General features: G+C 66.0%; 16 protein-coding genes. 4 read left to right on the top strand and 12 right to left on the bottom strand.

All coding sequences use genetic code 11. The annotated features are described in order from the left end of the window. Positions 1 to 19 precede the first annotated feature (19 nt). On the top strand, positions 20 to 226 hold the full coding sequence (locus HB724_RS00775) for a ParD-like family protein (protein WP_213978986.1): 207 nt from the start codon (positions 20 to 22) through the stop codon (positions 224 to 226). Between the two features lies 1 nt (position 227). Further along, positions 228 to 1,007, top strand: coding sequence for a type I methionyl aminopeptidase (gene map / locus HB724_RS00770; RefSeq protein ID WP_213978985.1), 780 nt, complete (start codon positions 228 to 230; stop codon positions 1,005 to 1,007). Between the two features lie 178 nt (positions 1,008 to 1,185). Here map and HB724_RS00765 read toward each other — a convergent pair whose 3' ends face one another. From HB724_RS00765 to HB724_RS00725, 9 genes are all read right to left on the bottom strand, one after another. Further along, positions 1,186 to 2,505, bottom strand: a complete 1,320-nt coding sequence (locus HB724_RS00765) for a M20/M25/M40 family metallo-hydrolase (RefSeq protein WP_256731212.1) — start codon at positions 2,503 to 2,505, stop codon at positions 1,186 to 1,188. Between the two features lie 180 nt (positions 2,506 to 2,685). After that, positions 2,686 to 3,699, bottom strand: a complete 1,014-nt coding sequence (locus HB724_RS00760; RefSeq protein WP_213978983.1) for a FecR domain-containing protein — start codon at positions 3,697 to 3,699, stop codon at positions 2,686 to 2,688. After that, the gene (locus tag HB724_RS00755) at positions 3,696 to 4,208 is read right to left on the bottom strand and encodes an RNA polymerase sigma factor (RefSeq protein WP_213978982.1); all 513 of its coding nucleotides are present in this window, start codon (positions 4,206 to 4,208) and stop codon (positions 3,696 to 3,698) included. The genes HB724_RS00760 and HB724_RS00755 overlap by 4 nt, the downstream gene beginning before the upstream one ends. Positions 4,209 to 4,546: 338 nt before the next feature. Next, positions 4,547 to 14,110: a filamentous hemagglutinin N-terminal domain-containing protein gene (locus HB724_RS00750; protein WP_213978981.1), complete on the bottom strand. Its 9,564-nt coding sequence runs from the start codon at positions 14,108 to 14,110 to the stop codon at positions 4,547 to 4,549. A gap of 47 nt (positions 14,111 to 14,157) precedes the next feature. Beyond that, a complete protein-coding gene (locus HB724_RS00745) occupies positions 14,158 to 15,828 on the bottom strand; it encodes a ShlB/FhaC/HecB family hemolysin secretion/activation protein (protein WP_213978980.1) in 1,671 nt (556 codons plus the stop codon). A gap of 478 nt (positions 15,829 to 16,306) precedes the next feature. After that, positions 16,307 to 16,510 (bottom strand): hypothetical protein, encoded by a 204-nt coding sequence (locus HB724_RS00740; RefSeq protein ID WP_213978979.1) that lies wholly within the window; start codon positions 16,508 to 16,510, stop codon positions 16,307 to 16,309. Between the two features lie 158 nt (positions 16,511 to 16,668). After that, positions 16,669 to 17,493, bottom strand: coding sequence for a tyrosine-type recombinase/integrase (locus HB724_RS00735; RefSeq protein WP_256731211.1), 825 nt, complete (start codon positions 17,491 to 17,493; stop codon positions 16,669 to 16,671). A 192-nt stretch (positions 17,494 to 17,685) separates the two neighbouring features. Next, complete coding sequence (locus tag HB724_RS00730) at positions 17,686 to 17,895, bottom strand: hypothetical protein (protein WP_213978978.1); 210 nt, start codon at positions 17,893 to 17,895, stop codon at positions 17,686 to 17,688. Positions 17,896 to 18,123: 228 nt separating this feature from the next. After that, complete coding sequence (locus tag HB724_RS00725; protein ID WP_346344634.1) at positions 18,124 to 19,125, bottom strand: tyrosine-type recombinase/integrase; 1,002 nt, start codon at positions 19,123 to 19,125, stop codon at positions 18,124 to 18,126. Here HB724_RS00725 and HB724_RS00720 point away from each other — a divergent pair. Further along, positions 19,108 to 20,682 (top strand): EAL domain-containing protein, encoded by a 1,575-nt coding sequence (locus HB724_RS00720; protein WP_213978977.1) that lies wholly within the window; start codon positions 19,108 to 19,110, stop codon positions 20,680 to 20,682. The genes HB724_RS00725 and HB724_RS00720 overlap by 18 nt on opposite strands. An 89-nt stretch (positions 20,683 to 20,771) precedes the next feature. Next, positions 20,772 to 21,248: a hypothetical protein gene (locus tag HB724_RS00715; protein WP_213978976.1), complete on the top strand. Its 477-nt coding sequence runs from the start codon at positions 20,772 to 20,774 to the stop codon at positions 21,246 to 21,248. A 65-nt stretch (positions 21,249 to 21,313) separates the two neighbouring features. Here the strand turns inward: HB724_RS00715 and HB724_RS00710 are convergent, their stop codons facing one another. From HB724_RS00710 to HB724_RS00700, 3 genes are all read right to left on the bottom strand, one after another. Beyond that, entirely contained in the window at positions 21,314 to 22,081 is a 768-nt protein-coding gene (locus tag HB724_RS00710) for an SDR family NAD(P)-dependent oxidoreductase (protein ID WP_213978975.1), read from the bottom strand. 53 nt (positions 22,082 to 22,134) lie between these two features. Then, a complete protein-coding gene (locus HB724_RS00705; protein WP_213978974.1) occupies positions 22,135 to 23,028 on the bottom strand; it encodes an SDR family NAD(P)-dependent oxidoreductase in 894 nt (297 codons plus the stop codon). A 106-nt stretch (positions 23,029 to 23,134) separates the two neighbouring features. Beyond that, complete coding sequence (locus tag HB724_RS00700) at positions 23,135 to 23,806, bottom strand: TetR/AcrR family transcriptional regulator (protein ID WP_346344633.1); 672 nt, start codon at positions 23,804 to 23,806, stop codon at positions 23,135 to 23,137. Between the last annotated feature and the right edge of the window lie 106 nt (positions 23,807 to 23,912).

The following is a 23,912-nucleotide window of genomic DNA, read 5'->3' as shown; positions in this document are numbered from 1 at the left end:
TCAAGTTTAAGAGACATCCATGGGCATCGTGAAAATCGACGACGACCTGCACGAGGAAGCCCGTCGGGCCAGCAATGTGATGTGCCGGTCGATCAATGCACAGGCCGAATTCTGGATGAAGATCGGCATGCTGGCCGAAGCCAATCCGACGCTGTCCTTCAACGACATCGTCAAGATGCAGTTCGCGGCGGCGCATGTGCGTCTCGCGGAGGTCGCGGCCGCCTGACATGGTGAAGACCCCGGACGAACTGGCGCTCATGCGCATATCGGGCAGGATGCTGGCATCCGTCTTCGAGATGCTGGACGGGCAGGAACTCGCCGGCATGTCGACCATGGAGGTCAACGATCTGGTCGACCGCTTCATCACTATGGACCTCGCGGCCCGGCCGGCGAGCAAGGGGCAATATGGCTTCAAATATGTCCTGAACTGCTCGATCAATCATGTCGTCTGCCACGGCGTGCCCGACGACCAGGAAATTATCCGCGACGGCGACATCATCAATCTCGACATCACGCTCGAAAAGAACGGCTTCATCGCGGATTCGAGCAAGACCTATCTGGTCGGCAACGCTCCACCCGCCGCGCGGCGGCTCGTGCGGGTCGCCCAGGAGGCGATGTGGCAAGGCATAGGACAGGTGCGGCCCGGAGCGCATCTGGGGGACATCGGCTTCGCGATCGAGCGGCATGCCAAGAAGAACGGCTATTCGGTCGTGCGGGAATATTGCGGGCACGGCATCGGCCGCGAGATGCACGAGGATCCGCAGGTGCTCAATTTCGGACGGCCGGGAACGGGCCTGAAGCTGCGCGAGGGCATGGTTTTCACCATCGAGCCGATGGTCAACCAGGGCACCCGCAAGGTCTCGACCGAGAGCGACGGATGGACGGTCGTGACCAACGATCGGAAGCTCTCCGCCCAATTCGAGCATACGGTCGCGGTGACGAGGACTGGCGTCGAAGTCTTGACCCTGCGCCGCGACGAGACGCCGATGCTGGAACCCAGAGTGTGATGTCCGCTTTACCGCATCTCCGCTCCGAAAGCGGGCTGAGAACCAGCCGCCCATAGCGAACGTCCGGCGGCCGTCACCCTTCCGGCGATGGGCAAAAAAAGACCCGTGCCGGTCTGGTTCCGGCACGGGCATATGGCCTTGCAGTCTCTTTCGCGATCCTATCGCGAGGGAATCCGTTTCAACGCGAGGCCGGCGCGCGCCGGGGTGCGCGTCCGCCGAAGGTGACGATGCTTTCCGCGCCGTCTGCCGACAGGGCGGACACGCCGATGAACACGTCGTCGACGATCACGTCCTTCAACACTGTTTCGCTGGCCGAGGCCGGAACGTCGAGCTGGTCGGTCCAGTCCTGCTTGTCGTTGCGGCGCCAATGGATGCGATAGCCGGACGCGCCAGGCACCGGCGACCAGGTCACGGTAGTGTTCATGCCCAGCGCGCCGTTCAGGCTCACCTGCGCCGGCGAGGCGGGCGCGGCGGCGAGGCGGGCGATCGTGCCCGCGTTGATGGCGGTCACCTTGGCGAGATAGGGGAAGTCCATCTTGTCCGGCGTGTCGCCATATTCGATGCCGTTCTCGGTGCGCAGATCCTGGTGCTGCTGGGTGTAGTTCTCGATACCCACCGAGAAGCGCACTGCGGGATAGCCGAGCTTCAGGAACGGCTCATGGTCGCCGCCGCGGCCGAAGCGATCGTTGCGGCGATCGACGAACACGTCGATCCCGCCGGGAATGCCCTCCGCCACATGGTCGATCGCCTTGGCGAGCGCGCGGCTCGGGCCGTCATCCTCGCCGCCGTTCACGCGGCGTGCGATCTGCTGGGGAAGATCCTCCGACGCGCGGATGCCCTCGGAGAACACGCGCACCCGATCGGCGACGCGCGTGCCGTTCTGGCCGATGGTGTTGCCCACGATATCGTTGTTGAGCACGGCCGTGACTTCCCAGCCGCGCTCCTTGGCGGTGTCGGCGAGCAGGTTGCCGCCGAACAGGCCCTGCTCTTCGCCCGACAGGGCGGCATAGATGACCGTCGCCTTGAATTTCTTGTGCGACAGCACGCGCGCCGCCTCGAGCACCAGCGCCACGCCGGAAGCATCGTCGTTCGCGCCCGGCGCGTCGCTGGTGATGTCCATGACGTTGGTGACGCGGCTGTCGATATGGCCCTGCACGATCACCACGCGATTGGGATCGCTGCCGGGCTGGATGGCGAGGACGTCGACCACATTGACGCCGTTGGGCGCGCGATCGCCGGTGAAGATGCGCTCGACCGTGGAGACCTGGATGCAGCCGCCGCATTTCGCGCTCGTCCGTTTCATCTCCTCCGCGAACCAGCGCCGCGCCGCGCCGATGCCGCGCTTCGGATCGTCGGGCGACGAGAGCGTATGCCGGGTGCCGAAGCTGACCAGCTTCTCGACATCGGCCTTGAGCCGCGCGGGGCTGGGGGCCTCCTGGGCGGCGGCAGCGGTGGGCAGCAGAGCGGCTGCAAGGGCAAGGGATGAGATTCGCATCAATTTCGGCCTATCCTGTCAATCGCGTCGCGATTGCGTGAGCGGGGAATTATCCATGGCAAACGTGGCAGGGCAGGGGACTTGCCGCGCCCGGTCCTCCGGCTGTCCAGCGTGTCGCGGCGCGCGACGGTCGCGGACATGCCCAACCCTTCGTCGTCCTACATCTCTCTTGTTCCCCCTTCGCTAGTCGGCGGTTCGATCCGGTCGCCTGGTGATGAATATCCGGCCTTGATTGTCGTTGCGCACCTCGACCGGCAGGGTGACCTGCAGCGCGTCGATGAAGCCGGTCTGATTGCTCGTGCGGAACATGCCGTTGATCCGCAGGTCCGCCACCGCGGGATCGACGAGGATCTTCAGGTGCGAATATTGGTTCATCTCCTCGACGGCGCTGGCAAGCGGCTCATTCTCGAAGAAGACCTGCCCGTCGGCCCAGCTCAGCGCCTTGTCCGTATCGACGGTACGCAGCTCAGGCGTGGCTATTCCGGTGGTCTCCACGAGCTGTTGGCGCGGCTTCAATATCTGCAGGGCTGAGCCCTGCCCCGGCTCGACGGGCCGGACCGCCACCACGCCTTCGGCCAGCGTCACGCGCAATTCGCTCGAGGAGAGGCGGACGTCGAACACGGTGCCGAGCGCGGTGATGGTCCGGTCGCCCGCCTTGACGACGAAGGGGCGCCGATGGTCCTTGGCAACCTGGAACAGCGCATGTCCGGCAAGCAGGGTGATGTCCCGGCGCGACTGCCCGAGCAGCACCGAAAGCCGGGTGCCGGAATCCAGCGTCACCACCGATCCGTCGGCCAGGGTTACCCTGGTGCGTTCGTTCGGCGAGGTGGCATAGATCGTGTCGCCCTTCAGGAACGCGGCGATTTCCGCGCCATGCTCCGTCTGGGTGACGACGGCCAGCATCAGCAGCAGGCTGGCGGCGATGGCGGCCGCAACGACGGAGACGAGGCGCCGCCGCCGGTTCTCATGGACGCTGTTGCGCGCCTCGTCGCGCAGCGCGCTCAGCTCGGGCAGCTTGGCATGGGTCCGCAACAACGACAGCGCCGCCTGCAGGCGGTCATGGGCGGCCTGATGCTCGGCATCCTGCCGCAACCAGGCCTGGAACGCCCGGCGGTCGCGGAAGGTCGTCTTGGCGCCGCGCAGGCGCGCGTCCCACGCCGCTGCCGCGTCTTCGGCCTCATCCAGGAACTTGCTCATCGGACTTTCCGGAGGCGATACAGGAGATGACTGTTGGCCTTCGCCATGTGCTTTTCGACCGTGCTGAGCGACAGGCCCATGCGGCGCGCGATCTCGACTTGGGCCACGCCGTCGAAATGATAGTGGCTGAACACGATGCGCACCGTTTCGGGCAGCTCATATATCGCCGCGATCATGATCTGCAGCGCTTCCCGGCTTTGCAGGATACGCTCCGGCGAGAAACCCGCCTCGTCTTCGACGTCGAAGCCCTCCGGCGCCAGGGTCACGATGCTGCGGACGCTGGCGCGACGCGCCTTGTCGCGCAGGACATTGGCGGCGACCTGGAAGACATAGCCCTGGATGTTCGCGATGGCGGCGAGATCCTGCGCGGCCAGGCGGCTGAAGACGTCCTGCACGAGATCGTCGGCGTCCTCGCCCGGTCCCACCCTGCGCTGGAAGAAACGCAGCAGCGGCGCACGATATTGCGCGGCTACCTCTTCCAGCCGTGGATGCCTGGCGGCAGTTGACATGCGCGATCCTCCCGATCCCTAAGACGCGATAACTTCCCTATCCCGTAAAGAAAAATCTAGTCCGGGATGTGTCGAGCGATCCAGGGCGTGCTCGTCGGCGCGCCGGAGTGGGCGCGCAAGGCCAAGTATTCGTGAACTATCCGGCAGATCTGCTCGGCCGCATGAAAATCGGGAACGCGGTGCGATATCCCGATATCGAAGTCGAAGACGCGCGCACCTTGGCGGGAGGAGCCGAAATTCGACAGATCCGGTTTCTTGTTGCCGCCTCAAGTCCGCGGGTCGCCCGGCTCTCCGTTAAGCGGCATGAACCCGCCGACACCTGCAACGTTCGCAAGGGATTACCTGGCCGGGTCGTTGAGCTCTTCCTCAAGGTCGAGGTTCCTCTCATCGAGCTGGATGATGATCGCGGTATAGCCGATGCGGAGCAACTCGCCGAGCCGCTGGACGCTGTTCACCACCACCGGCGGCCGCCGGTCGTTGCCGGCCGGTGCGATCAGCCCGAGCGCGAGGCCGGCGGGCAATTGGATCTCCCCGTTGGTGCTCACGATGCCGCCTGCAGGCACGACGAACCTGTCGATGATGATCTGCCGCGCGTCGACCGAGCCGCTGCCGATCACCGGCTCGTCGTTGATCACGAAGGTACCGCGATCGTCGGTGTGGATCTCATTGAACACGCCTCCCACCGTGCCGCCCGGTGCATTCACCGTCACCGAGCCGCCATTGACCTGGACGTTGATCGGCGAGCTGGAGGTGAGGTCGATCGAGCCGCCCGAAGTGATCGAGCTGGTGACCGGACCAGGCGCCGCCACCGCGACCGGACCGCCGGCGTTGACCGTGCTCGACACGCCGCCTCCGCTCGAGGTGAGCGAGGCGCTGCCGCTCGTCGTGACCGAAGTGCTGACCGAGCCGCCGGCATCGACGTTCACCGGGCCGCTTGCCTGGATCGAACCGCCGACCGCGCCGCTGCTGGATGCGAGCGCCACGCCGCCGCCCGAGGTGATCGCCGCGGCGATATCGCCGGTCGTCGTGTTCGCCGACACCGGCCCGGCCGCATTCACCGCGCCGGTGATGGCGCCGCTGGTCGTGCCGAGCGTCACAGCGTCATTCGAGACGATCGTCCCGGTGATGGCGCCGCTGGTCGTGTTCGCCAAGACTGGACCCGCCGCATCGACCGCGCTGCTGATCGTGCCGCTGGTGGTCGAAAGGTCCACGCCGGCGCCCGAGGTGATCGAGCCGCCGATCGCGCCGCCGCTCGACACCGAGACCGGGCCGGTCGAGGTGATCGCGCGCGAGACGTCGCCGGCATAGCCGAGCGAGACCGGCCCGCCCGCGATGATCGAGCCGGTGCCCGAGCCGCCTGCGTCGATCGAGACCGCACCGCCGGCGCGGATCGGACCCGATTCCGTCCCCGCGACCTGCGCCACGACGTCGCCCAGCGTATCGAGCGTGTTGGAGGTGAACACCTGCGAGCCGCTCAGCAGCGACGTGAAATTGCTCGCCAGCTTCACGGTCGCGGCCGAGAAGTCGTGCGCGTTCACCGTCAGCGTTCCGAGGCGGATCGCGTCGGAGCCGACATTGCCGATCGCGACGTCGCCGCTGTCCGGCGTCAGGCCGTTGCCGGCGACGAAGACGACATTCTGCTGGCCGTTCACGGTGCCGATCAGGTTCGGCTGGATCGCGATCGCGCCGTCCGCGCCGCTCGGCAGCGTGGTGTCGAACGTCGTGGTGCCCTGAGTCAGCCGGACAGTCGCGTTCGCACCGCCGGTAAAGCTCAGGCTGCTCACTGAATAGGTTGCACCATTGAGGACGGTCTGGCCGGCATTCACCGATACCGCGCCGAGGCGGCTGCTGGTGCCGAAGGCGCCGAGCGTCGCGGTGCCCGTGCCGGCATCGAGCGCCAGTGCCGGGCTGCCCGCTATGGCTGCATCGACCGCACCGAGGGAGATGTCGCCATTGCCCGAGTTGACCGTTGTGGCGCCGCTCAGCGTTGTGGCGCCGTTGACGGTGAAGTCGCCGCCGGTGGCATAGGTGCCGCTCAGTGCGGTCGCGCCGGTATAGCTTTGCGCGCCAGTGGTGCTGGCGCCCGCAGTGGCGATCGAAGCGCCGGTCGCGCTCAGTGAGGTGAGACCGTTGACTGCGCCGAGCGTGATGTTGCCGGTGCCGGCATCGACGCCAAGGCTGTTCGCGCCGCCGATCGTACCGAAGCCGGCATTGCCGCCAGTCGCGACGGTGGTCGCACCGTCGAGCGTCGTTGCGCCGTTGACCGTGAAATCGCTGCCGCTGGTGTAGGTGCCGCTCAGCGTCGTTGCACCGGTGTAGTTCTGCACGCCGGTAGTGGAGGCGCCAGCGGTGATGATTGCCGTGCCGGTTGCGGTCAGCGAAGTAAGGCCGTTGGCTGCGCCCAGCGTGACGTTGCCGGTACCGGCATTTACCGCGAGGCTGTTCACGCCGCCGACCGCACCGAAGCCGATATCGCCACCGCCGGTCGCGATCGCGGTTGCCCCGCTGAGCGTCGTGGTGCCGTTGACCAGGAAGTCGCCGCCGGCGGTGGTATAGGCACCGTCCAGCGTGGCCGCGCCGGTATAGCTCTGCGCACCGGTGGTGGCCGCTCCGGCCGTGGTGATCGAAGCGCCGGAAACGGTCAGCGAGGACAGGCCATTGGCCGCACCCAGTGTCGTCGCGCCGGTGCCGGCGTTGACGACGAAGCTGTTGCCTCCGCCCGCCACTGTACCCAGCGTCACATCGCCGCCGCCGGTGGAGACGATGGTGGCCGTACCCAGCGTCGTCGCGCCATCGATGGCGAAGCTGCCCCGATCGGTGGTGTACGTGCCGCTCAGCCTGGTCGCGCCAGCGTAGCTTTGGTTGCCCGTGGTGGCGACGCCGGCGGTGGAGATCGACCCGCCGATTGCCGAAAGACCGCTCAGGCCATCGACCGCGCCCAACGTCACGTTGCCGGTGCCCGCATCGAGCGCGAGGCTGCCGGCGCCGTCCACGGTGCCGAACGCGATCGCGCTGCCCGCGATATCGGTATCGCCCGCAAGCGTGGTCCCGCCGTCCACCGTGAAGCTGCCGCCACTGGTGTACGCACTGCTGAGTGTTGTCGCACCGGCATAGCGCTGCGCACCGGTCGTCGAGGCGCCGGCGGTCGTGATCGTGGAGCCCGTCGCGGTAAGCGAGGCCAGGCCGTTCGCCATGCCCAGCGTCACATTGCCGCTCGCCGCGTCGACCGTGAAGCCATGCGCGCCGGCAAGCGCGCCGAGCGTCGCGGGACCGCCATTGGTGGCGACGCTGGTGTTACCCGCCAGCGTCGTGTTGCCGTCGATGGTGAAGCCGGCGCCGCCGGTCGTATAGCCGCCGGCGAGCGTCGTCGCGCCTGTGTAGCTCTGTGCGCCGGTGGTGGTGACGCCCGCGGTGACGATGGTGTCGCCCGTTGCGGTCAGGCCGGCGAGTGCTGCCGGGCCGATCGCCAGCCTATTGCCGGCAAGCGTCAGCGCATAGGGGCTGGAGATCGCTCCGACCGACACCGAATTGCCGGCAAGCAGCGTGTCGCCGGTCAGCACCAGGCCGTCGGCAAAGCTGAGCGCGCCGGTGGCGGTGATGCTCGTGCCGACATTGGTGCCCGCCGCGCCCGCGCCGAAGGTCAGGCTGCCGACCGTGATCGCGCCCATGTCGAGCACGCGCAGGCCGTTCAGCACGGCGTCCTCGTTATAAATGCCGGACGCGATATGGACCGTGCCGCCGGTGACGACCGCGTCGAGGCCGCCCTGCAAATTGGTCGGGGTCAGCAGGCTGCCCTGCGCGCCGCCGATGCCGGAGGCGTTCACATAGGCGCGCGTGCGGTTCTGCGCCGAATAGCCCTGATTATAGACCGCCATGCCGCCGTTCGCGGCGCTCAGGTCGAGCAGGCGAAGCTGCTCGCTGAGCGGCGTATCCGGGCCGAGCGCGCCGCCCGAAGCGGCGACCGTCGCGCCGTTCCAGATGCCGTTCAGATAGGCGATGATGCCCCATTCGTTGCCGTTGGCGCCTTCGCGGTTGCCCGAAATGGCGATGTTCGAGCCGTCGGTATATTGGACCGAGATCGCGCTCTTGGTGTTGTCGATCAGGTTGCCGGTGAGCGCGGCATTGGCGTTGCGGCCGTCGATCAGGATGCCGTTGCGGACGTCGTGGATAGTGTTGTTGGCGACGGTCGCGTTGTCCGCGCCGTTCGACACGACCACGCCGCGCGTGATCGAGGGCCAGTCGTAGAGGTTGAAGGGCCGATCGGCGGCGCCGAAGATCTCGAAGCCCTGCACGGTCACGCCGTCGGCGCTGATCGTGACGCCGTTGTCGCCATTATGGGTCGCATCGATCCGCGCGCCCGCCGCGCCGTTCAGCGTGACGCCGTTGGCGGCGATCGTGGTGCCCGAGGCATAGGTGCCCGCGCCGACATTGATCGTGCCGTCCGCGCGGACGTCGCGCGCCGCCGCGGCGATGCCGAGGCCGTCGACCACGGTGAAGATGTTGCTGTAATGGTCGCCGGCATAGCCCTCGATCGAGCTGCTCGCCGGCGTGCCGAGCGCGAGCGCATAGGCGGTCGCGTCGCCCAGGCCCCTCTGGAAATAGACGAACTGGCTGCCGTCGCCGCTATGCGCGAAGTTGCGCACCGCATAGCCATAGCCTTCGAGCGTGAGCGTGCCCGGGTTCAGCGTGGCCGAGCTGTCCTGCAGATACAGGCCGGTCGCCTCGGTGAAGCTGTTGCTGCCCGCGATCGTGATGCCGGTGAGCTGCTGGTTGCGGCCGCCGCCCGCGATGTTGTTCGACTGGTAGAGCGCCAGCCCGCCCCAGGCGTTGCCGGCGGTGCTGCTGTTACGCACCGTCACATCGGCGCTGTCGGTGATCGCGATGCCGTTGCCGTTGGTCACGCCGGTGACCGACACGCCGTCGATCAGCGCGCCGACCGCGCTGTTGATGTCGAGGCCGGTCTTGCGCGAGCCGTCGATCGCCACGTCGCGGATGACGAAGCCGGTGTTGCGCGCGTTCGCGTCGCCGATCGCTTCGACCTTGATGCCGTAATTGGCGTTGCCGACCGCCGCCGACGATCCGTCGAGCGTGAAGCCGCCCAGCGTCACGTCGTTGCCATGGACGCGGATGCCGTAGCTGTTGTGGCCGCTCGCATCGATCGTCGTCGCGCCGATGCCCTGGCCAAGGACGCTCACGCCGTTCTTCTGGAGGAACAGCGTGTTGGTCAGCGTGTGGGTGCCCGCCGAGAGGTTGATCGTGTCGCCGGCCGCCGAGAGCGCGACGGCGCGCAGCGCGCTGTCGACGCCCGAGCCGGTGGTGACATAGATCTCGCCGTCCACGAGGCGCGCGAGGCCCGCGCCGTTCCTGTCGATACCGTCGGAGATCAGGTCGGCGACCGCGAACCGGCCGTCCAGGCTCAGGTCGCTCGCCAGCACGCCGTCGAACAGGACGTTGGTGAGGTCGAGGCCCGCGCTGCTGCGCCACGCGATATGCTGCACCGTGTCAGCGCCGGCCACGAAGTCGTTGCCCGCGCCGAAGCTGATCGTCCCCGCGCCGACAAGGTTGGTCGGCAGATAGATCGAATAGCCGTTGTTGGTGAAAATATTGCCGGTGAAGTTGGTGGTCGTCGGCAGGCTCATGCCCGATTCGACCGCGAACACCTGATTATTGTCGGTGAACACATTGTCGGTCACGTTCAGCACAGCGGCATTGCGCACGACCAGCACCGCGCCGAATGCGGGACCGCCCGCAGTCGCGGCATTGGTGATCCCGACGCCGCTCACGTCATTGCCGGTGAAATTGACCGTCGAGCCGCCGAACACCTTGAACACCGCGCCGACATTGTCGCTGGTGCTGCCGACATGGGTGACGACATTGCCGGTGATATCGATCGTGGCGTGCATCGCCGGATCGGGGCGGAAGGCGATGCTGCCGACCGTATTGTCGAGCAGGTTGTTCGCGAACACGGCGCTGGTGATCGCATTGTTGCCCGTGCTGCTGCCGGTGTCGAACGCCTGGAAGCCGCGGATGTTGACGAACTGGGAATTGGTGATCGAGATCGCGCCCGCGATCTGGCCGCCGACAAAGCCGTTGCTCGTGCTGTTCCCGCCGTCGATCCGCACGCCGTCGACAATGAGGTTGGTCGTGACGTTCTGGTTGCTGATGATGCGGTTGCTGGCGTTCACGGTTCCGCTGACCGTGAAGTTCCGGAGCGCGACGTCGCGCATCGTGCCGTTCAGCCAGATGCCGCCGGTGATCGAGGTGGCGTCCATGCCCGCGCCGTTCAGCGTGATCCCGCGCGTGATCGCGACCGTCTCGGCATAGGTGCCCGCGCCGACATTGATGGTGCCGCCCGCGCGCACGTCGCGCGTCGCCGCGTTGATCGACAGGCCGTCGGCGACGCTGAAGACGTTGCTGAAATGGTCGCCGGCATAGCCCTCGATCGAGCTGGTCGAGGGTGCCCCCAGCGCCAGCGCATAGGCGGTGGCATCGGCAAGGCTCGTGCGGAAATAGACGAACTGGTTGCCGTCGTCGCGGTGGCCGGTGTTGCGCACCGCATAGTCGAACCCGGCCAGGTTCAGCGTGCCGAAATCCTGGGTCGTCGATTCGCGCTGCGAGAACAGGCCGTTGGCCTCCTCGAAAGTGTTGAGGCTCGCGTCGATGGTGATGTTGGTGGTCTGGCCGTCATAGCCGCTGGCGCCGTTGCTCTGGTACAGGGCGACGCCGCCCCAGTTGTTGCCCAGCGTGTGGACGCCGGTGAGCGTCACGTCGGCGCTGTCGGTGATCTGGACGCCGGCACCCTCGGTCGAGGTGCCGTCGGCGACGCGGCGGCCGTCCGCCGTGAAGTTGGTGATCGTCGCGCCCACCACGCCGTTCAGGTCGAGCTCGGCGCGGCGCGAGCCGCGGACGGTCACGTCGCTGATCGCGAAGTTGCTGACCCGCTGGTCGTCCCCGCCCGGCGTGTTGACGTGCCCGGCCGAGTTGGGCTGGACCTTGATGCCGTAATTGCCGAGCGCGGCTTCGCTGCCGTAAAGCGTGAAGCTGCCCAGCGAGACATTGTCCGCCAGTACCGAGATCGTGCCGAGGCCGTTGGCGCTGACCGCGCGGCCGTCGATGATGACGCCGTCCTCGGACTCGCCGATCAGCGCGATCGACTTGTCGATCTTCAACTGCGACGTGCCGAGATCATAGGTGCCGTCGAGCATCCGCACCGTGTCGCCGTCGAGCGCGATGGCGACCGAATCGCCGATCCGGCTGGTGATGCGGATGTCGGCATCGCCGGCCGGGTTCAGCGTGGCGCGCGCATTCAGCGAGCTGCCTTCATAGGCCAGCACGGCGCCGTCGAGGAAGCTGTTGCCGTTGTTGCGGAAGATGTCGTCCCAGGCGAGCGCCTGGGTGAGCGCGCCGAAGGTGCGGATCGGCACGTCGACATTGTCGAAGCTGTTGCCGGTCACGGTGACCGCGCCGCTCAGCAGCTGCTGCCACGCCGTGGTCGGGATGCGGCCCTGGATCTGGAAGCCGCGCTGGCCGGTCAGGCCGCCGCCGACGACGCGGTTGTTCGCGAAGACGCGGTTCGAGGCATCGGTGCTGCGGCCCACGCCGCCGGCGATCGTGACGATCGCACCGGCGCCGCTCACGCCGTCATAGGGCAGGGTGGCGCCGTAGAAGATATTGCCTTCGAGATGGAAGCTCTCGACCCGCGGCGTGCCGGCGAGCTCGAAGTCGCTGAGGTAGAAATTGGCCGAGGTCTTGTTGCCGCGCACGTCGAGCACCGAGTTGCGCAGCGTGAAGTTGTTGCCGATCACCTCGAGCATCTTGTTGTCGCCGCTCGCGGCCGGCTTGAAGCCCAGCCCCTCGATCGTGACGTTCGAGCCCGAGACGAAATGCTGCGCGCCGAAGGCCGATTGATTGGCCGAGGTGATGAAGGCCGCGACATTGTCGGCGCTGGTGATGACGTTGCCGCTCGCATCGATGCCGCGCAGCGTGATGTCGCTCTTCGGGATGAAGAGGCCGAACTGATAGCTGCCCGCGCCGCCGAGCTGGCCCACCCCGGTCACGCCCTCGACATAGTCGCCCGGCCGGACATCGACCGTGCCGCCCGCCGCCACCGCGTACACGCCGGCCTGGACGGTCTTCAGCGCCTGGCGCGCGCTGCCCAGGCCGTTGCCGTAATTGCCGTCGTCGGCCGCGGTCGCGGTGCTGTCGTCGTCGACCACCACATGGCTGCGATTGGCCGTGGCATAGCGCCGGTCCATCACGGTCATGCCGTTGTTGCCGTTGCTCAGGCCCATGATGTTGGCCTGGGCCTGGGCCGTGGCGTCCTGGGCCAGCGGCGAGCCGGCGGTGTTGGTGTTGAGGACGATGCCCCATTCGTTGCCGAACTGGCCCTCGCGGTTGCCGGTGATGCTGATGCCGGCTTCCGCCGCATCGGCATATTGGAGGATGACCGCGCCCTTGGTATTCTCGATCAGGTTGCCGGTGACGGCCGATCCGGCATTGCCCTGGGCATAGAAGCGGATGCCGGTGCGCAGATCGGTGAGCGCGTTGCCGGCGATCGACACGCGCGCGGCATTGCGACCGACGACGATGCCGGTGCTGCTGAACGTGGTGGGCTGCCAGTCGATCGCGCCCTGATCGCCGACCACCGGGCCGCGGATCGCGAGGCCGGAGACCGTCACGTCGCTCGCATTGACGGTCAGGCCGGTCCCGTTCAGGCCGACCGCGATCGTCGCGCTTTCGGCGCCCGCGAGGGTGACGTTGCTGCGGGAGATCGTGGTGTTGGCGGCGTAGATGCCCGCGCCGAGGTTGATCGTGGTCGCATCGACCTGGCTGCCGATCACGCCGAGCGCGTCGCTGATCCAGTTGGCCGAGCCGGTCGTGGTATCGGCGATCGCACCCTGCGAATTGACGTCGAGCGTCAGGTTGCCATCGAAATTCACGTCGGCCGCGCCGGCGATGCGGTTGCCGGCGACGGTGAGATTGCCGGTGCCGGTGATCTCGGATGCGATGTCGACATCCTGGCCGGCCGCATCGAGCACGATCGCGTTGCCGTCGAGCCGGGCCGATCCGACCGGGAGCACGCCGGTGCGGATCGTCTGTTCGATCGCGGCGCCGGCCTGGCGCGCCGAGAGCTGGATCCTGCCGCCGCTGGCGAAGATGCCGCCGAAATTCTCGACCAGCGGGCTGTTCGCGCCGACGTCGATCTGGAGCAGGCCGTCGCCCGCGAGGTCGAGCGTGAAGGCGGTGCCCGCGCCGAGCTGGACGCGGCCGGCGGTCGCGGTGATCGTGCCGTTGTTGCGCACGGTCGGCGCCACGAATGCGGCGAGGCCCGCATTGGCGACGCTGATGTTGGCGCCGGCCTGGACGACGATCTCGCCATTGTCGGCGCCGGTGATGCCCAGCAGGTTGCCGCCGGCCATGAAGGCGGTGTCGTCGATATTGCCGGTCGAGGCGATCATGCCGCCGACATCGACATTGGCGGTGCCGCTGAAGAACACGCCGTTGGGGTTGAGCACCGCGACGATGCCGTTCGCGGTGAGCGAGCCCGCGATTTCCGAGGGCGCGGCGCCGGAGGTGACGCGGTTGACGGTGATCGACGTGGCCGAAGGCTGGTTGAAGGCGACGCTGGCGCCCGAGCCGATGTCGAACCGGTTCCAGTTGATGACGGCGCGGTCGGTCGACTGGTCGACCGTCATCGATGTCGGGGTAGGCGTGCCGATCGTGGCCGAGCCCGCGACCACGCTGCCGCCGGACGGCAACGTGGTCGGCGCGACCTGGGCACGCGCCGGATTGGAAAGCGCGATGGCCGCCGCCGCGGCGGAAAGCATCAGGGCGGATCGCTTCAGGCGACGCGAAGCCTTGCTCGGCGCGATGCCGGCCGTGGTGAGATGCTGCATGCTCATATCGTCAATCCCTGTTTTCGGCCGTTCGGGTGGCCAGCCCGCAATCTTCAGAAGGCTGCGCTGAGCGAGAAAAAGACCCGGCCGTCCTTGTCGCCGCGTGCCGCGACCGGACGGTCGAGCGGCTTGGCGAACTCCACCGAGCCGGAAATTCCCTGGATGAGGCCGACGCGCAGGCCCGCGCCCGCGGATTCGAGCGCGCTGTGCAGCGCCTCGCCGGGCAGCGGATCGTTCTGCGACACGCGGCCGGCCTCGTAATAGACATAGGGCTGGACCGAGCCGAAGCCGGCCTGGGCGGCATAGAACAGCTCGACGCGGCCGGCGGCGCCCTTGTCGCCGGTGATTTCCGACGGGTCATAGGCGTGCGCGAACTGATCGCCGCCCAGGCCGAACTCCTCGGCCGCGAGCAGGCTGTCGCCGGTATATTGCGCGGTGCCGCTGAGCTGGACGTACAGGCCCTGGACGATGCGCTGCGCGTAGCTGAGCTCGAAATTGGCGCGGGTGAACTGGCCCGATCCGGTGGCGCGCGACTTGTTGCGGTCCTCGAGCACGGTCGCGCCGAAGATGTCGAGGCCCTGCGTCACCGAGACGCGCACGTTGACCATGCCGCCCCAGGGGGCCGCATAATTGCCGAACAGCTCGCCCTGGAGCGTGCGGATCCTATCGCGGAAGATCGGGTCGATCACCACATTTTCCGACCTGCTGTCGCGGCCGGTGAAGACGATGCGGCCGAACAGGTTCGTCTCGCGGCTGCGGATGAACGGATAGCGCAGCGCGCCGCCATAGGTGACGCTGCGGCCGCGCAGGTCGAGCGCGCGCAGCTCGTCGCCCGGATGGGTCGCCGCATAGCTGCCGAACGCGGTGAAGCGCAGGCCCGAGCTGCCCACCGGCTGGTCATAGGTGACCGAGAGGAAGCCCAGTTCCCTGTGGACCGGCGCGCTTACGCCGGTGATCGAGATGCGCTCGCCCGCGCCGAGCAGGTCGTTGAACGTCAGGCCGCCATAGACCTGGACCGGCCCCAGCCAGCGCGAGCCGCGATTGTCGACCGCGACATAGCCCTCGATCGGCTTGCGCCTGACCGCCAGCGTCAGGTCGGCGGCGCCGACCTCGCTGGGGGAGGGGGTGAGCACCGCGCGCACGTCGACGCCCTGCAGGTCGCGGGCGAGCAGCAGCGCGCGGGTCAGCGCGTCGCCCGTGGTGGGCCGGGCCGCCGCGACGGTGCCGAGATAGTCGCGCAGATAGGGCTCGTAGCCGCCGGCATCGCCCTCGATCTTCGTCGCGCCGATATGGCCCTCGACGATCTGGATCGTCAGCACGCCGTTCTCGATCCGCTGCGGCCCGACCACCGCGCGCGAGAGGACGAAGCCGCGCCGGCGATATTCGGAGGTGATCTCCTCGGCGAGCTTGAAGAGCTCGGCGAGCGGCATGTCGCGGTTGAGATAGGGTGCCGCGATCGCATCGAGCGCGGCGACCGGGACCGACGTCGCCCCTTCGAAGCGGACGGCGGTGATGCGGACCGAGAGCGCTGCCTCGGGCACGGACTGCTGGCGCGGCAGCTCCGGCACGTCGACCGGGCGGACATCGGGCGTGGGTTGGGTCGGGCGGAGCCGCTCGTCGACCCGGCTGGGATCGACCGGCGGTGTTTGCTGCGCTCGTGCGACGTTGACCGGGGCGACAGCGGTGACGGCGAGCACGAACAACCAGCGTCGATTAAGTCCCATTCCCGCCCTCTCTTCGGAGATTGTGCAAAGCGCCGGCGGCGACATCAGTCTCCAGTCTCGAATCACCTCATACTATGATTTGAGAAGATACAGAAAGGGAGTTTTGGTGTTAATTACAGAAATATGTTAGATAATCTAATATTATATTGGATTTAGCATTAATTTCTTAAAATTACTTCCAATTTATCCTAGATAATCTATTTCGTTTATGAAATGATATTCTTAGTTAATTGGTAATTAGTCCTCAATGATTACTATTAAAGCGGGTTAATTCTTGTAGAAGAGTTGGGGTGACTTTGAGGGGTTTCTTGTGGCCTCGTTTGGCATCGATCTCCGGAGCCGGGCGCTCGCATCGGCCCGCGCCTGCGGAAATGCGGGCGGGAACTGTCGGGATGGTGTTACGCGCGGTCGTGCTGCGCCGCGTGGGAGCGCCTCGATAGGGCTGTTTCGCTACTCGCCGATGCTCAAGCTGCGCCGCTTATTGTTGCGGCACCGATGATCGGACCACATCCGTCAGCGTGATGATTTCATGTTCGGACAGGCCGAGGGCTCCATCATGCTCCAACGCATCCGCCGCGGCCTGCACGATCTCGCTTTCCAGCACCCCCGCGGCAATGAGCATGGAGAGGGTCGTCTGGGCCAGGGCGAATGCGACACGCCCGGTGTCGATTTCAGCGTTCATGAGAAGGATCCTGCATGCCGACCCGCTCTCCGGCGGACCATGCTATTTCCCGGCCAGCCGAGTGCCGGCCAAGATTCAGATTCAGCTTATCGCTCGCGGATGGAGGCGCGAGAAAGTCGGAATCGGCAAGTTATCGCCATTCTGCGACAAAGCGCCCGTCAGCATGCCGCAAAGGCGAGCGCCTTCACTCTCTTGGTGACCTGTTGGTTCAGCAGGATCGCCAGCCTCAGAAGGGACGTGGGGCGACCGGAATCACGTGCTTCGGAAGGGGCGGGAAGAATATTGCAAACCGGGTTGCCGGTCGCGCCCGCGCCTGCCTTTCCCGGACGCGAATTCACGCGGAGGACGCCGGGCGCCCGGATCAATCGCTTGGCCTTTGGCGTTGCCCCGCCCGCTGCCGGGGATTGGCCCGTACCGTAAACCCACATGCGCGACGCGAATTCACGCTCTTCCGGCCCCATTGCGCTCGTGTAGATCGCCGTCGTCTTCATATCCGCGTGCCCGAGCCAGCGCTGGACGAGGTTGAGCGGCACGTTCGACTGGATGGCGCAGACCCCGAATGCATGGCGAAGGCCCTTCGGCGAGGCGTGGCCGCCGACGATACCGGCCGCTTCCATCACTTCGCGAACGCGCCGATAGCCCGTCATCCGCGACCAGGGCCATAATCGCTCACGGGGCAATGTTTCGGTTTCGAGCGCCGTTTTGAGAAGGGCGAGCAGCGCCGGCGGCAACGGGATCGCCCGAAAGACCTTCTTTCCACGCTTCTTCAGGCATTCGATGATGACCTGCCCCGTCTCAAAATCGATGTTGCGCTCTGTCAGGGCAAGCGCTTCGGAAATTCTGCAACCCGTCGCCGCCAGGAGCCAGCAGAAGCCGCGCACGTTGGCATCCCTGCCTTGCGCGGCCTGCAGAAAGGACGCGCATTCTCCTCTTGTCAGATATTTGCGCTGCCCGGCTTGATTGTACACGGTCCAAGGCATCATCGCCCGACCCCTCCTATATGAATTGGTTAGGATGCCGTAGCGTCAACTTGGTTTACAAAACCTTCCCACGGCTCGAAATGCGCGGGTAACCGCCTCTCAACTAACGATCTTCTTGCCGGACAGGCCGGACGGAGGGCCTGTCAGGATGTGGATGTTGGACTGGCGGCGTCCGTCGCGGCCGGAGGGCCCTGCTTACAGGATCGCCGAGCGCGATCGATGCTTCAGCCCGGCCATGCCGCCCAGGCGGCATCCTCCCTCGGGGGCGAATGCGCGTTGCCGGCGATCTCCGGTGCAACGCATCGGTGTCCGGATCGGAATATCGTCTAAAAGGGTATCTGAGCCATCAATGGGAATCATGCCGTCATCGCGAATGATGGCGACGCGGAAGGGGAGGTCGAACATTTCTATCGCTGGGCCGGGCGCCGATCGCCGGGAGAAGCGTATGCGGGAGAAGGGATAAAAAGCCTTCCGGCACACGCCGCTTACCAACTCGAAAATTCCGGTAAAAACGCCTAATTTGAGGGGCGCTGCGCGCCAACCTGTCCCATGGTCCTGCAGTGCGCGTCCGGGCGCGTTCCCTTCAGTCGATCATCGGCAAACCGTCCGGACGATGCATCGACGCATCAAGGGTTAAATATATGGAATATCAGCATAAAATCTGTGACAGTTTAGCCAAAACTGTATCAGCGAGCAATAGAAAATCCCATTGATGCGATAAGCCATTGTTATTGCTTTGGATTTCCGCCGATCGGCCGGCCGTGCGACAATCGCATCGGTGATGGAGATTTCATTGCAAGAAGAACAACTTGCGGGTCGATGGGCGAAGTGCTCATCCGCATCATGTCCCTCCGGCCTGCTCCTGCTCAGGTGACGTTTAAGATGCCGTGAGTCGCGCTTCGAGACGATGTTCCACATTCGTGCGGCGATTTCACGCTCTTCCGGCCCTATGGCGCTGGTATAGATTGCGGTGGTCTTGATATCGGCATGGCCCAACCATCGCTGGATGAGCGTCAGCGGTACGTTTGTCTGGACGGCGTGGACGGCAAATCCATGGCGCAATCCCTTCGGGGTGGCATAGCTGCCCGATACGCCTGCCGAGCGCATTACTTCGCAAATCCTGCGATATCCGGTCATTCGCGACCACGGCCATAGACGGTCTCCAACGAACACATCGGATCGAAACCACGTCTTCAGCAAGTTGAGGAAGTCCGAGGGCAGCGGAATTGCACGGAATATCCGTTTCCCGCGTTTCTTCAGGCTTTGAATGATGACATGTTCGGCCTCGAAATCGATGTTTTCCCTGGTCAGCGACAACGCTTCCGAAATCCTGCACCCGGTAAGGGCCAGCATCAGGCAAAAGCTATTGACGCCGATATCGCAACTGCGCGCGGACTTCAGGAATGCATTGATCTCCGCAGCGGTCAGATACTTTCTCTGCCCTTCTCGATCGTAAACGGTTCGCGGTGAGTATATTTTTACTTTTCTTGTTGTATTATAATTACTTACAGATTTCTCCTCATAGCTTCCAAAGACCTGCGCCCGGGGCGCTGATACAGTTTTGGCTATTCGGTCTCTCGCTCGGCCGGCGCGCTCGCCGGGTCGAGGGGGGCGAGTATGGCGACCGGGGTGCACCGAATAGCGGCAGGAGATGGCGCGGCGATCCGCCCGTTCGCGTCACGCCTTCCCCAGGCTGAAGTCCGCAACCTCGCCTTCGCCTTTCGCATCGACAATCACCCGCATCTGGCGCGCGCATTCGGCGAGGCCGCGGCGGAGCGCGCGGTCGAATCGGTGATCGCGACGCTTGCCGAACTGCTCGGGGGCGAGGGGTGGATCGTCGATGAAGGCGGTGGGCTCGTCAGCGCGCGGCTCCGCGAGTCCGCCCTGCCGTGCGCCGATCAGGCCGGCGATGCCTGCGCGCGCCTGATCCGGTCCCTGTCGAGCATCATGGCTTCGTGCCCGGTCGTGGCTGAAGGCGCCTCGATCCATCTGTCATGCAGCGGGAGCTGGTCGATTTCGAAGATACCGGGTGAGGCGATCGCCGCCGCCGAAGCCTGGACGAAGCTTGGCCGCATCCGCTTCCCGGGCGCCGCTGTCGCCGACGGGGAGGACTGGGCACTACGCTATCGCCGCGACATGGCGGAGGCGGCCGCGCTGCTCGATGCGTTGGGCGGCGGGCGCGTGCTGCTGGCATGGCAGCCGATCCGCAAGACGGGTGCCGACGAGGATATCCTATATCAGGAGTGCCTGCCCAGAATGGCCTCCAGCGAGGGGCCGTGCGCCTTTCCGGCTGCGGCGATACCCGCGTTGGAGCGGCTGGGGCTGGTTCGGCTGCTCGATCATTATGTCGTCGATCACGTCATCGACGAACTGGAGAATGATTCCGAAGTCGTGCTCGGTGCCAACATATCGGCGCATAGCGCGGTCTTCGACGGATGGTGGTTGGATATCGCGGCGCGTCTGTCGCGGCGGCCCGATATCGCCCGGCGCCTCGTTCTCGAGATCACGGAAACCGCCTGGTTCCCCTCCATCGACGATGCTTCGACGTTCGCCGCGACGATGCGCAACCTCGGCTGCCGGGTGGCGATCGACGATTTCGGGGCGGGGCATGCCTCGATCCGCCGCCTGCTCGCGCTGAAGCCCGACATCATCAAGATCGATGGTTTCTTCCTGCGGCGCGCGGCGCTGTCGCTTCAGGATCGTGCGGCATTCGAGCATATCGTGGGCCTGGCGAGCGCGCTTGCGCCGGTCGTCGTCGCCGAGGGCATCGAGACCCAGGCGCTTTCCGACCTCGCCGCCGCGTCCGGCGCGCAGTGGCAGCAAGGCTATGCCGCGGGCAGCCCCAGCGTGATGCGGGTCTGGCTGGCGGCCGGCGGTCCCAGGCGGGTCGTCGCGCCCGAACGCTTCCGCGCCCGCGTCAGCCTGGATGCCCCAGTCCCCGGATCGGGCGAGTCCCCATCGAGCGCTCCCCCGTCCTTGCGCCAGCTTCCCCATGCAGGGCGCCGCCAGAATTCGGCCAGTCCTCCCCTTGGCGATGCGGGGCAGACGATCCGCGACCGGAAACATGCCGTGATGGATGACGATGATGACCGTCGTTTCGTTCCGGACCGTCCGTCGCGCTGGATCCCGGTCGTTCTGATAATAGCGCCGCTTTTCTATGCCAGCCTGATCCTCGCCTGGTGGTTTTGGTGACGCGCGGGGCACTCGCTTCGAACGGAGCCGCCATGCGGCTGCGGCAGCCTATTGCATTCGAGGCCTCCGCAAAGGACGTCAACGTGCGGATGGCTGCGGAAATCGTCGAAGCGACCGACGGCATCGCCACGCGAATGATCGAGAAGGTCCGTACCGAATATCCGGAAATTCCCAGCTACAGCGAGCAGGCCGTCACCGACATCCTCGCCATCCGGCAGGAGATCCAACTGGCAGCCACGCGGATCATCAACAAATGTTCCTCCGACAGGGAGGAACGGATCGGCCGCGTCCGCAAGGCGCTCCAGTTGGACCTCAATGTCGCCGCCGCCTTTCTGCTGGATATGGTCGATGAGCCCGGACGGACGCACGGCGGCGATCCGGTTGCGCTGGAGGATGACCGGTATCGCCGTCGCCTGGCGGTCTATGTTGTCCATATCCGCCGGGCGTTGCGCCCCAGGGGGCTGGAAACCGCGCTCACCACGATGCGGCCGCGCGGCTATGTGATCTCTCCTCCGGACGCCATTCGCATACGGATGCTCTGGGGCGAGTCGCTGTCCAGCCGATGACCCGAGTGCCGGCTCAAGCCGGCAGAGCGGCGCCGCGAACCCGCCATGGTCGCGATCCCCGAAACTCAGCCCGCCGTCCAGCCGCCGTCCACGACCAGGGAACTCCCGGTCATCAGCGTGGACGCATCGGACGCCAGCAGCAGGAGCGCGCCGGAAAGCTCCTCCATGCGTCCGAGCCGGCCGAGCTTGATCCGGCTCAGCACATGGTCGCGCGTGCCGGGCGTCTCCAGGATCGGGCGGGTAAGCGCCGTCTCGATGAAGGTCGGGCAGATCGTGTTCACCCGGATGCCGTGCGGGGCGAGGTCGATCGCCATGCACCTGGTCAATCCCTCTAGGCCGAATTTGGAAGCGCTGTAGAGCGAACGTCCGCCGCCGCCCACCAGGCCCATCTGCGAGGAGACGTTGATGATCGAGCCGGGCTTCTGCGCCTCCAGCAGTCCCTTCGCCACGGCCTGCGCCACGAAGAGCGCGGCCTTCAGGTTGAGGTTCAGCACCGCGTCGTAATCCTCTTCGGTCACGTCGGTGATGAAGCGGATGCGGTTGGCACCGGCATTGTTGAGCAGGATGTCGAACGGCCCGCGCGCCTCGATCTCGCGGCGCATCGTCGTGATGTCGTTGACGTCGAGCGTGAAGGCGTCCGCTTCGAACCCCGCTTCCCGGATTTCCCGGGCGTTGGCTTCCACTTCGCTGGCCGTGCGCGCGCACAGGGTGACCGCCGCGCCCGCCTGCGCGAAGACGGCGGCGCCGGCAGCGCCGATGCCCCGCCCGGCGCCGGTGATGAGGGCTTTCTTGCCGTCGAGCCGAAAGGACGGCAGCGGGGGCGTGAGCGTCATGGCGAGTCTCCGCGATGGGGGAGGGGCAGCCCCCGGTTCGATGCGCGCTTCTCTCAGTGCTGGGTCGCGGTGACGGGCTCCGCATAGCCGGCACTGGCGAGCTCGCGCTCTGCCTGGGTGAAGCCATAGGCGGGAACCAGTTCGCCGTCTCGCGCCGATACCGCGTTCCAGCCGGCCACGACCTGCTGGCCGGCATCCTCGCCGCCACCGACATGGAGGCCCTGGGTCAGGGTGACGTTCGCGGTGGCGAAATGGCCGGCCCCCGCGCAGAGGATCGCGCGCGTCGGCGCTTCGTCGCCGACCAGCGCAAGCAGTCCCGGGCTCACCAGCGCGGGATCGAGCAGGCGCAGGCTCTCGTCGGAAAGCACGCCGTGCGTCATCTGCGTGGCGGCGGTGGGGGCGAGGCAATTGACGCGGATGCCGTATTTCTCGCCCTCGATCGCGAGCGTCTGCATCAGGCCGACCAGCGCCATCTTGGCGGCGCCGTAATTCGCCTGGCCGAAATTGCCGTAGAGACCCGAAGAGGAGGTGGTCATGACGATGCGGCCATGGCGCTGCTCGCGCATGATTTCCCACACCGCCTTGCTGCAGATCGCCGCGCCCATCAGGTGGGTATCGACCACCAGGCGGAAATCCTCGATGCTCATCTTGGCGAAGCTCCGGTCGCGCAGGATGCCCGCATTGTTCACCAGGATGTCGATGCGGCCCCATTGCTGGAGCACCTCGGCCACCATCGCCGCGATCGCGGTTTCGTCGGTGACCGAAGCGGCGATCGCTGTCGCCTTACCGCCGGCCGCGACGATCTCCGCAGCGACGCGCTCGGCCGCCTCCAGCCCCAGATCGTTGACGACGACCCGCGCGCCCTGGCGCGCCAGATACAATGCGTGCGTGCGTCCCAGCCCGCCGCCGGCCCCGGTAACAATCGCGACACGACCCTCAAGCGACATCACTATCTCCCCATATGATTCAAGCGCGATCTCTAGTCGCGTGAATATTCACTATCAAGATAGCGAACTAATTTGGCAAGGGGATGCTGGTCCGGTGTGCCGGAGCTCAACGGCAGATGGCGAGGAATCCGGCGGCCATGAATGCCGTCATGCGCTGCTTGACCGCCACGAAATCGTCCGAATGGGCAAGGCCGCCCGAAAGCTTGTCGATGCGGCCGGTGCGCGCCAGCGTGAGCATCAGCGCGCCGGTGACGAAGTGATAGCCCCAGAAGATGTCCTGCTCCGGGCAGTTGGGCAGCGCCTTCTTCAGCATGCCGATCAGCCGCAGCACGACGGGATCGAAATGCGCGTCCATCAGATCGGCGCCCCATTCGGGGGTGTTGGCGACCTGCGCGGTGAGCTGGGCATAGTTCTTCCAGCCCTCGCCACCCTGGATATAGAGATCGAGATCGGTGTCGAGAAAGGCGTGGAGCGCGCCCTCCACCGTGGGCTGGCCGCCGCACGCCGCCTCATATTCGTCGAGCGCCTGCATCCGGCGCTCGCTGGTCACCACCGCCCGGCGCGAGAACACCGCGTCGAACAGCGTCTTCTTGTCGGCGAAATAATAGTTGAGCAGCGTGTGGTGGACGCCGACCTGCTTGGCGACGTCCTTCAGCGTGACGCCGTAGAGGCCGTGCTTGGAGAACAGATCCTCGGCGGCGTCGAGGATCTGCTCCATCGTCTCGGCCCGCTGCTCGGCCTTGCGGGAGATGCGCTTCGGTTTCACACTCTCTGTCACAAGTCCGTCCTTCAGGCCTGATCCGCCGAGCGTCAAGCCATCCGGCGCCATCGGCGCAAAGATATTCACACGCACGATAGTGTGCATTGACACGGTTCGCGGCTTG

The organism is Sphingomonas sp. dw_22 (assembly GCF_018449795.1).
GTDB lineage: Bacteria > Pseudomonadota > Alphaproteobacteria > Sphingomonadales > Sphingomonadaceae > Sphingomonas.
This window is presented reverse-complemented; position numbering and strand designations above follow the sequence as displayed.

Bases quoted from the DNA above. Each gene is read 5' to 3' on its own strand.
- HB724_RS00775 (WP_213978986.1), top strand. From the start codon at position 20: ATGGGCATCGTGAAAATCGACGACGACCTGCACGAGGAAGCCCGTCGG.
- map (WP_213978985.1), top strand. From the start codon at position 228: ATGGTGAAGACCCCGGACGAACTGGCGCTCATGCGCATATCGGGCAGG.
- HB724_RS00760 (WP_213978983.1), bottom strand. From the start codon at position 3,699: ATGAGCAAGTTCCTGGATGAGGCCGAAGACGCGGCAGCGGCGTGGGAC.
- HB724_RS00755 (WP_213978982.1), bottom strand. From the start codon at position 4,208: ATGTCAACTGCCGCCAGGCATCCACGGCTGGAAGAGGTAGCCGCGCAA.
- HB724_RS00750 (WP_213978981.1), bottom strand. From the start codon at position 14,110: ATGAGCATGCAGCATCTCACCACGGCCGGCATCGCGCCGAGCAAGGCT.
- HB724_RS00745 (WP_213978980.1), bottom strand. From the start codon at position 15,828: ATGGGACTTAATCGACGCTGGTTGTTCGTGCTCGCCGTCACCGCTGTC.
- HB724_RS00740 (WP_213978979.1), bottom strand. From the start codon at position 16,510: ATGAACGCTGAAATCGACACCGGGCGTGTCGCATTCGCCCTGGCCCAG.
- HB724_RS00735 (WP_256731211.1), bottom strand. From the start codon at position 17,493: ATGATGCCTTGGACCGTGTACAATCAAGCCGGGCAGCGCAAATATCTG.
- HB724_RS00730 (WP_213978978.1), bottom strand. From the start codon at position 17,895: ATGTTCGACCTCCCCTTCCGCGTCGCCATCATTCGCGATGACGGCATG.
- HB724_RS00720 (WP_213978977.1), top strand. From the start codon at position 19,108: ATGGCGACCGGGGTGCACCGAATAGCGGCAGGAGATGGCGCGGCGATC.
- HB724_RS00715 (WP_213978976.1), top strand. From the start codon at position 20,772: ATGGCTGCGGAAATCGTCGAAGCGACCGACGGCATCGCCACGCGAATG.
- HB724_RS00710 (WP_213978975.1), bottom strand. From the start codon at position 22,081: ATGACGCTCACGCCCCCGCTGCCGTCCTTTCGGCTCGACGGCAAGAAA.
- HB724_RS00705 (WP_213978974.1), bottom strand. From the start codon at position 23,028: ATGTCGCTTGAGGGTCGTGTCGCGATTGTTACCGGGGCCGGCGGCGGG.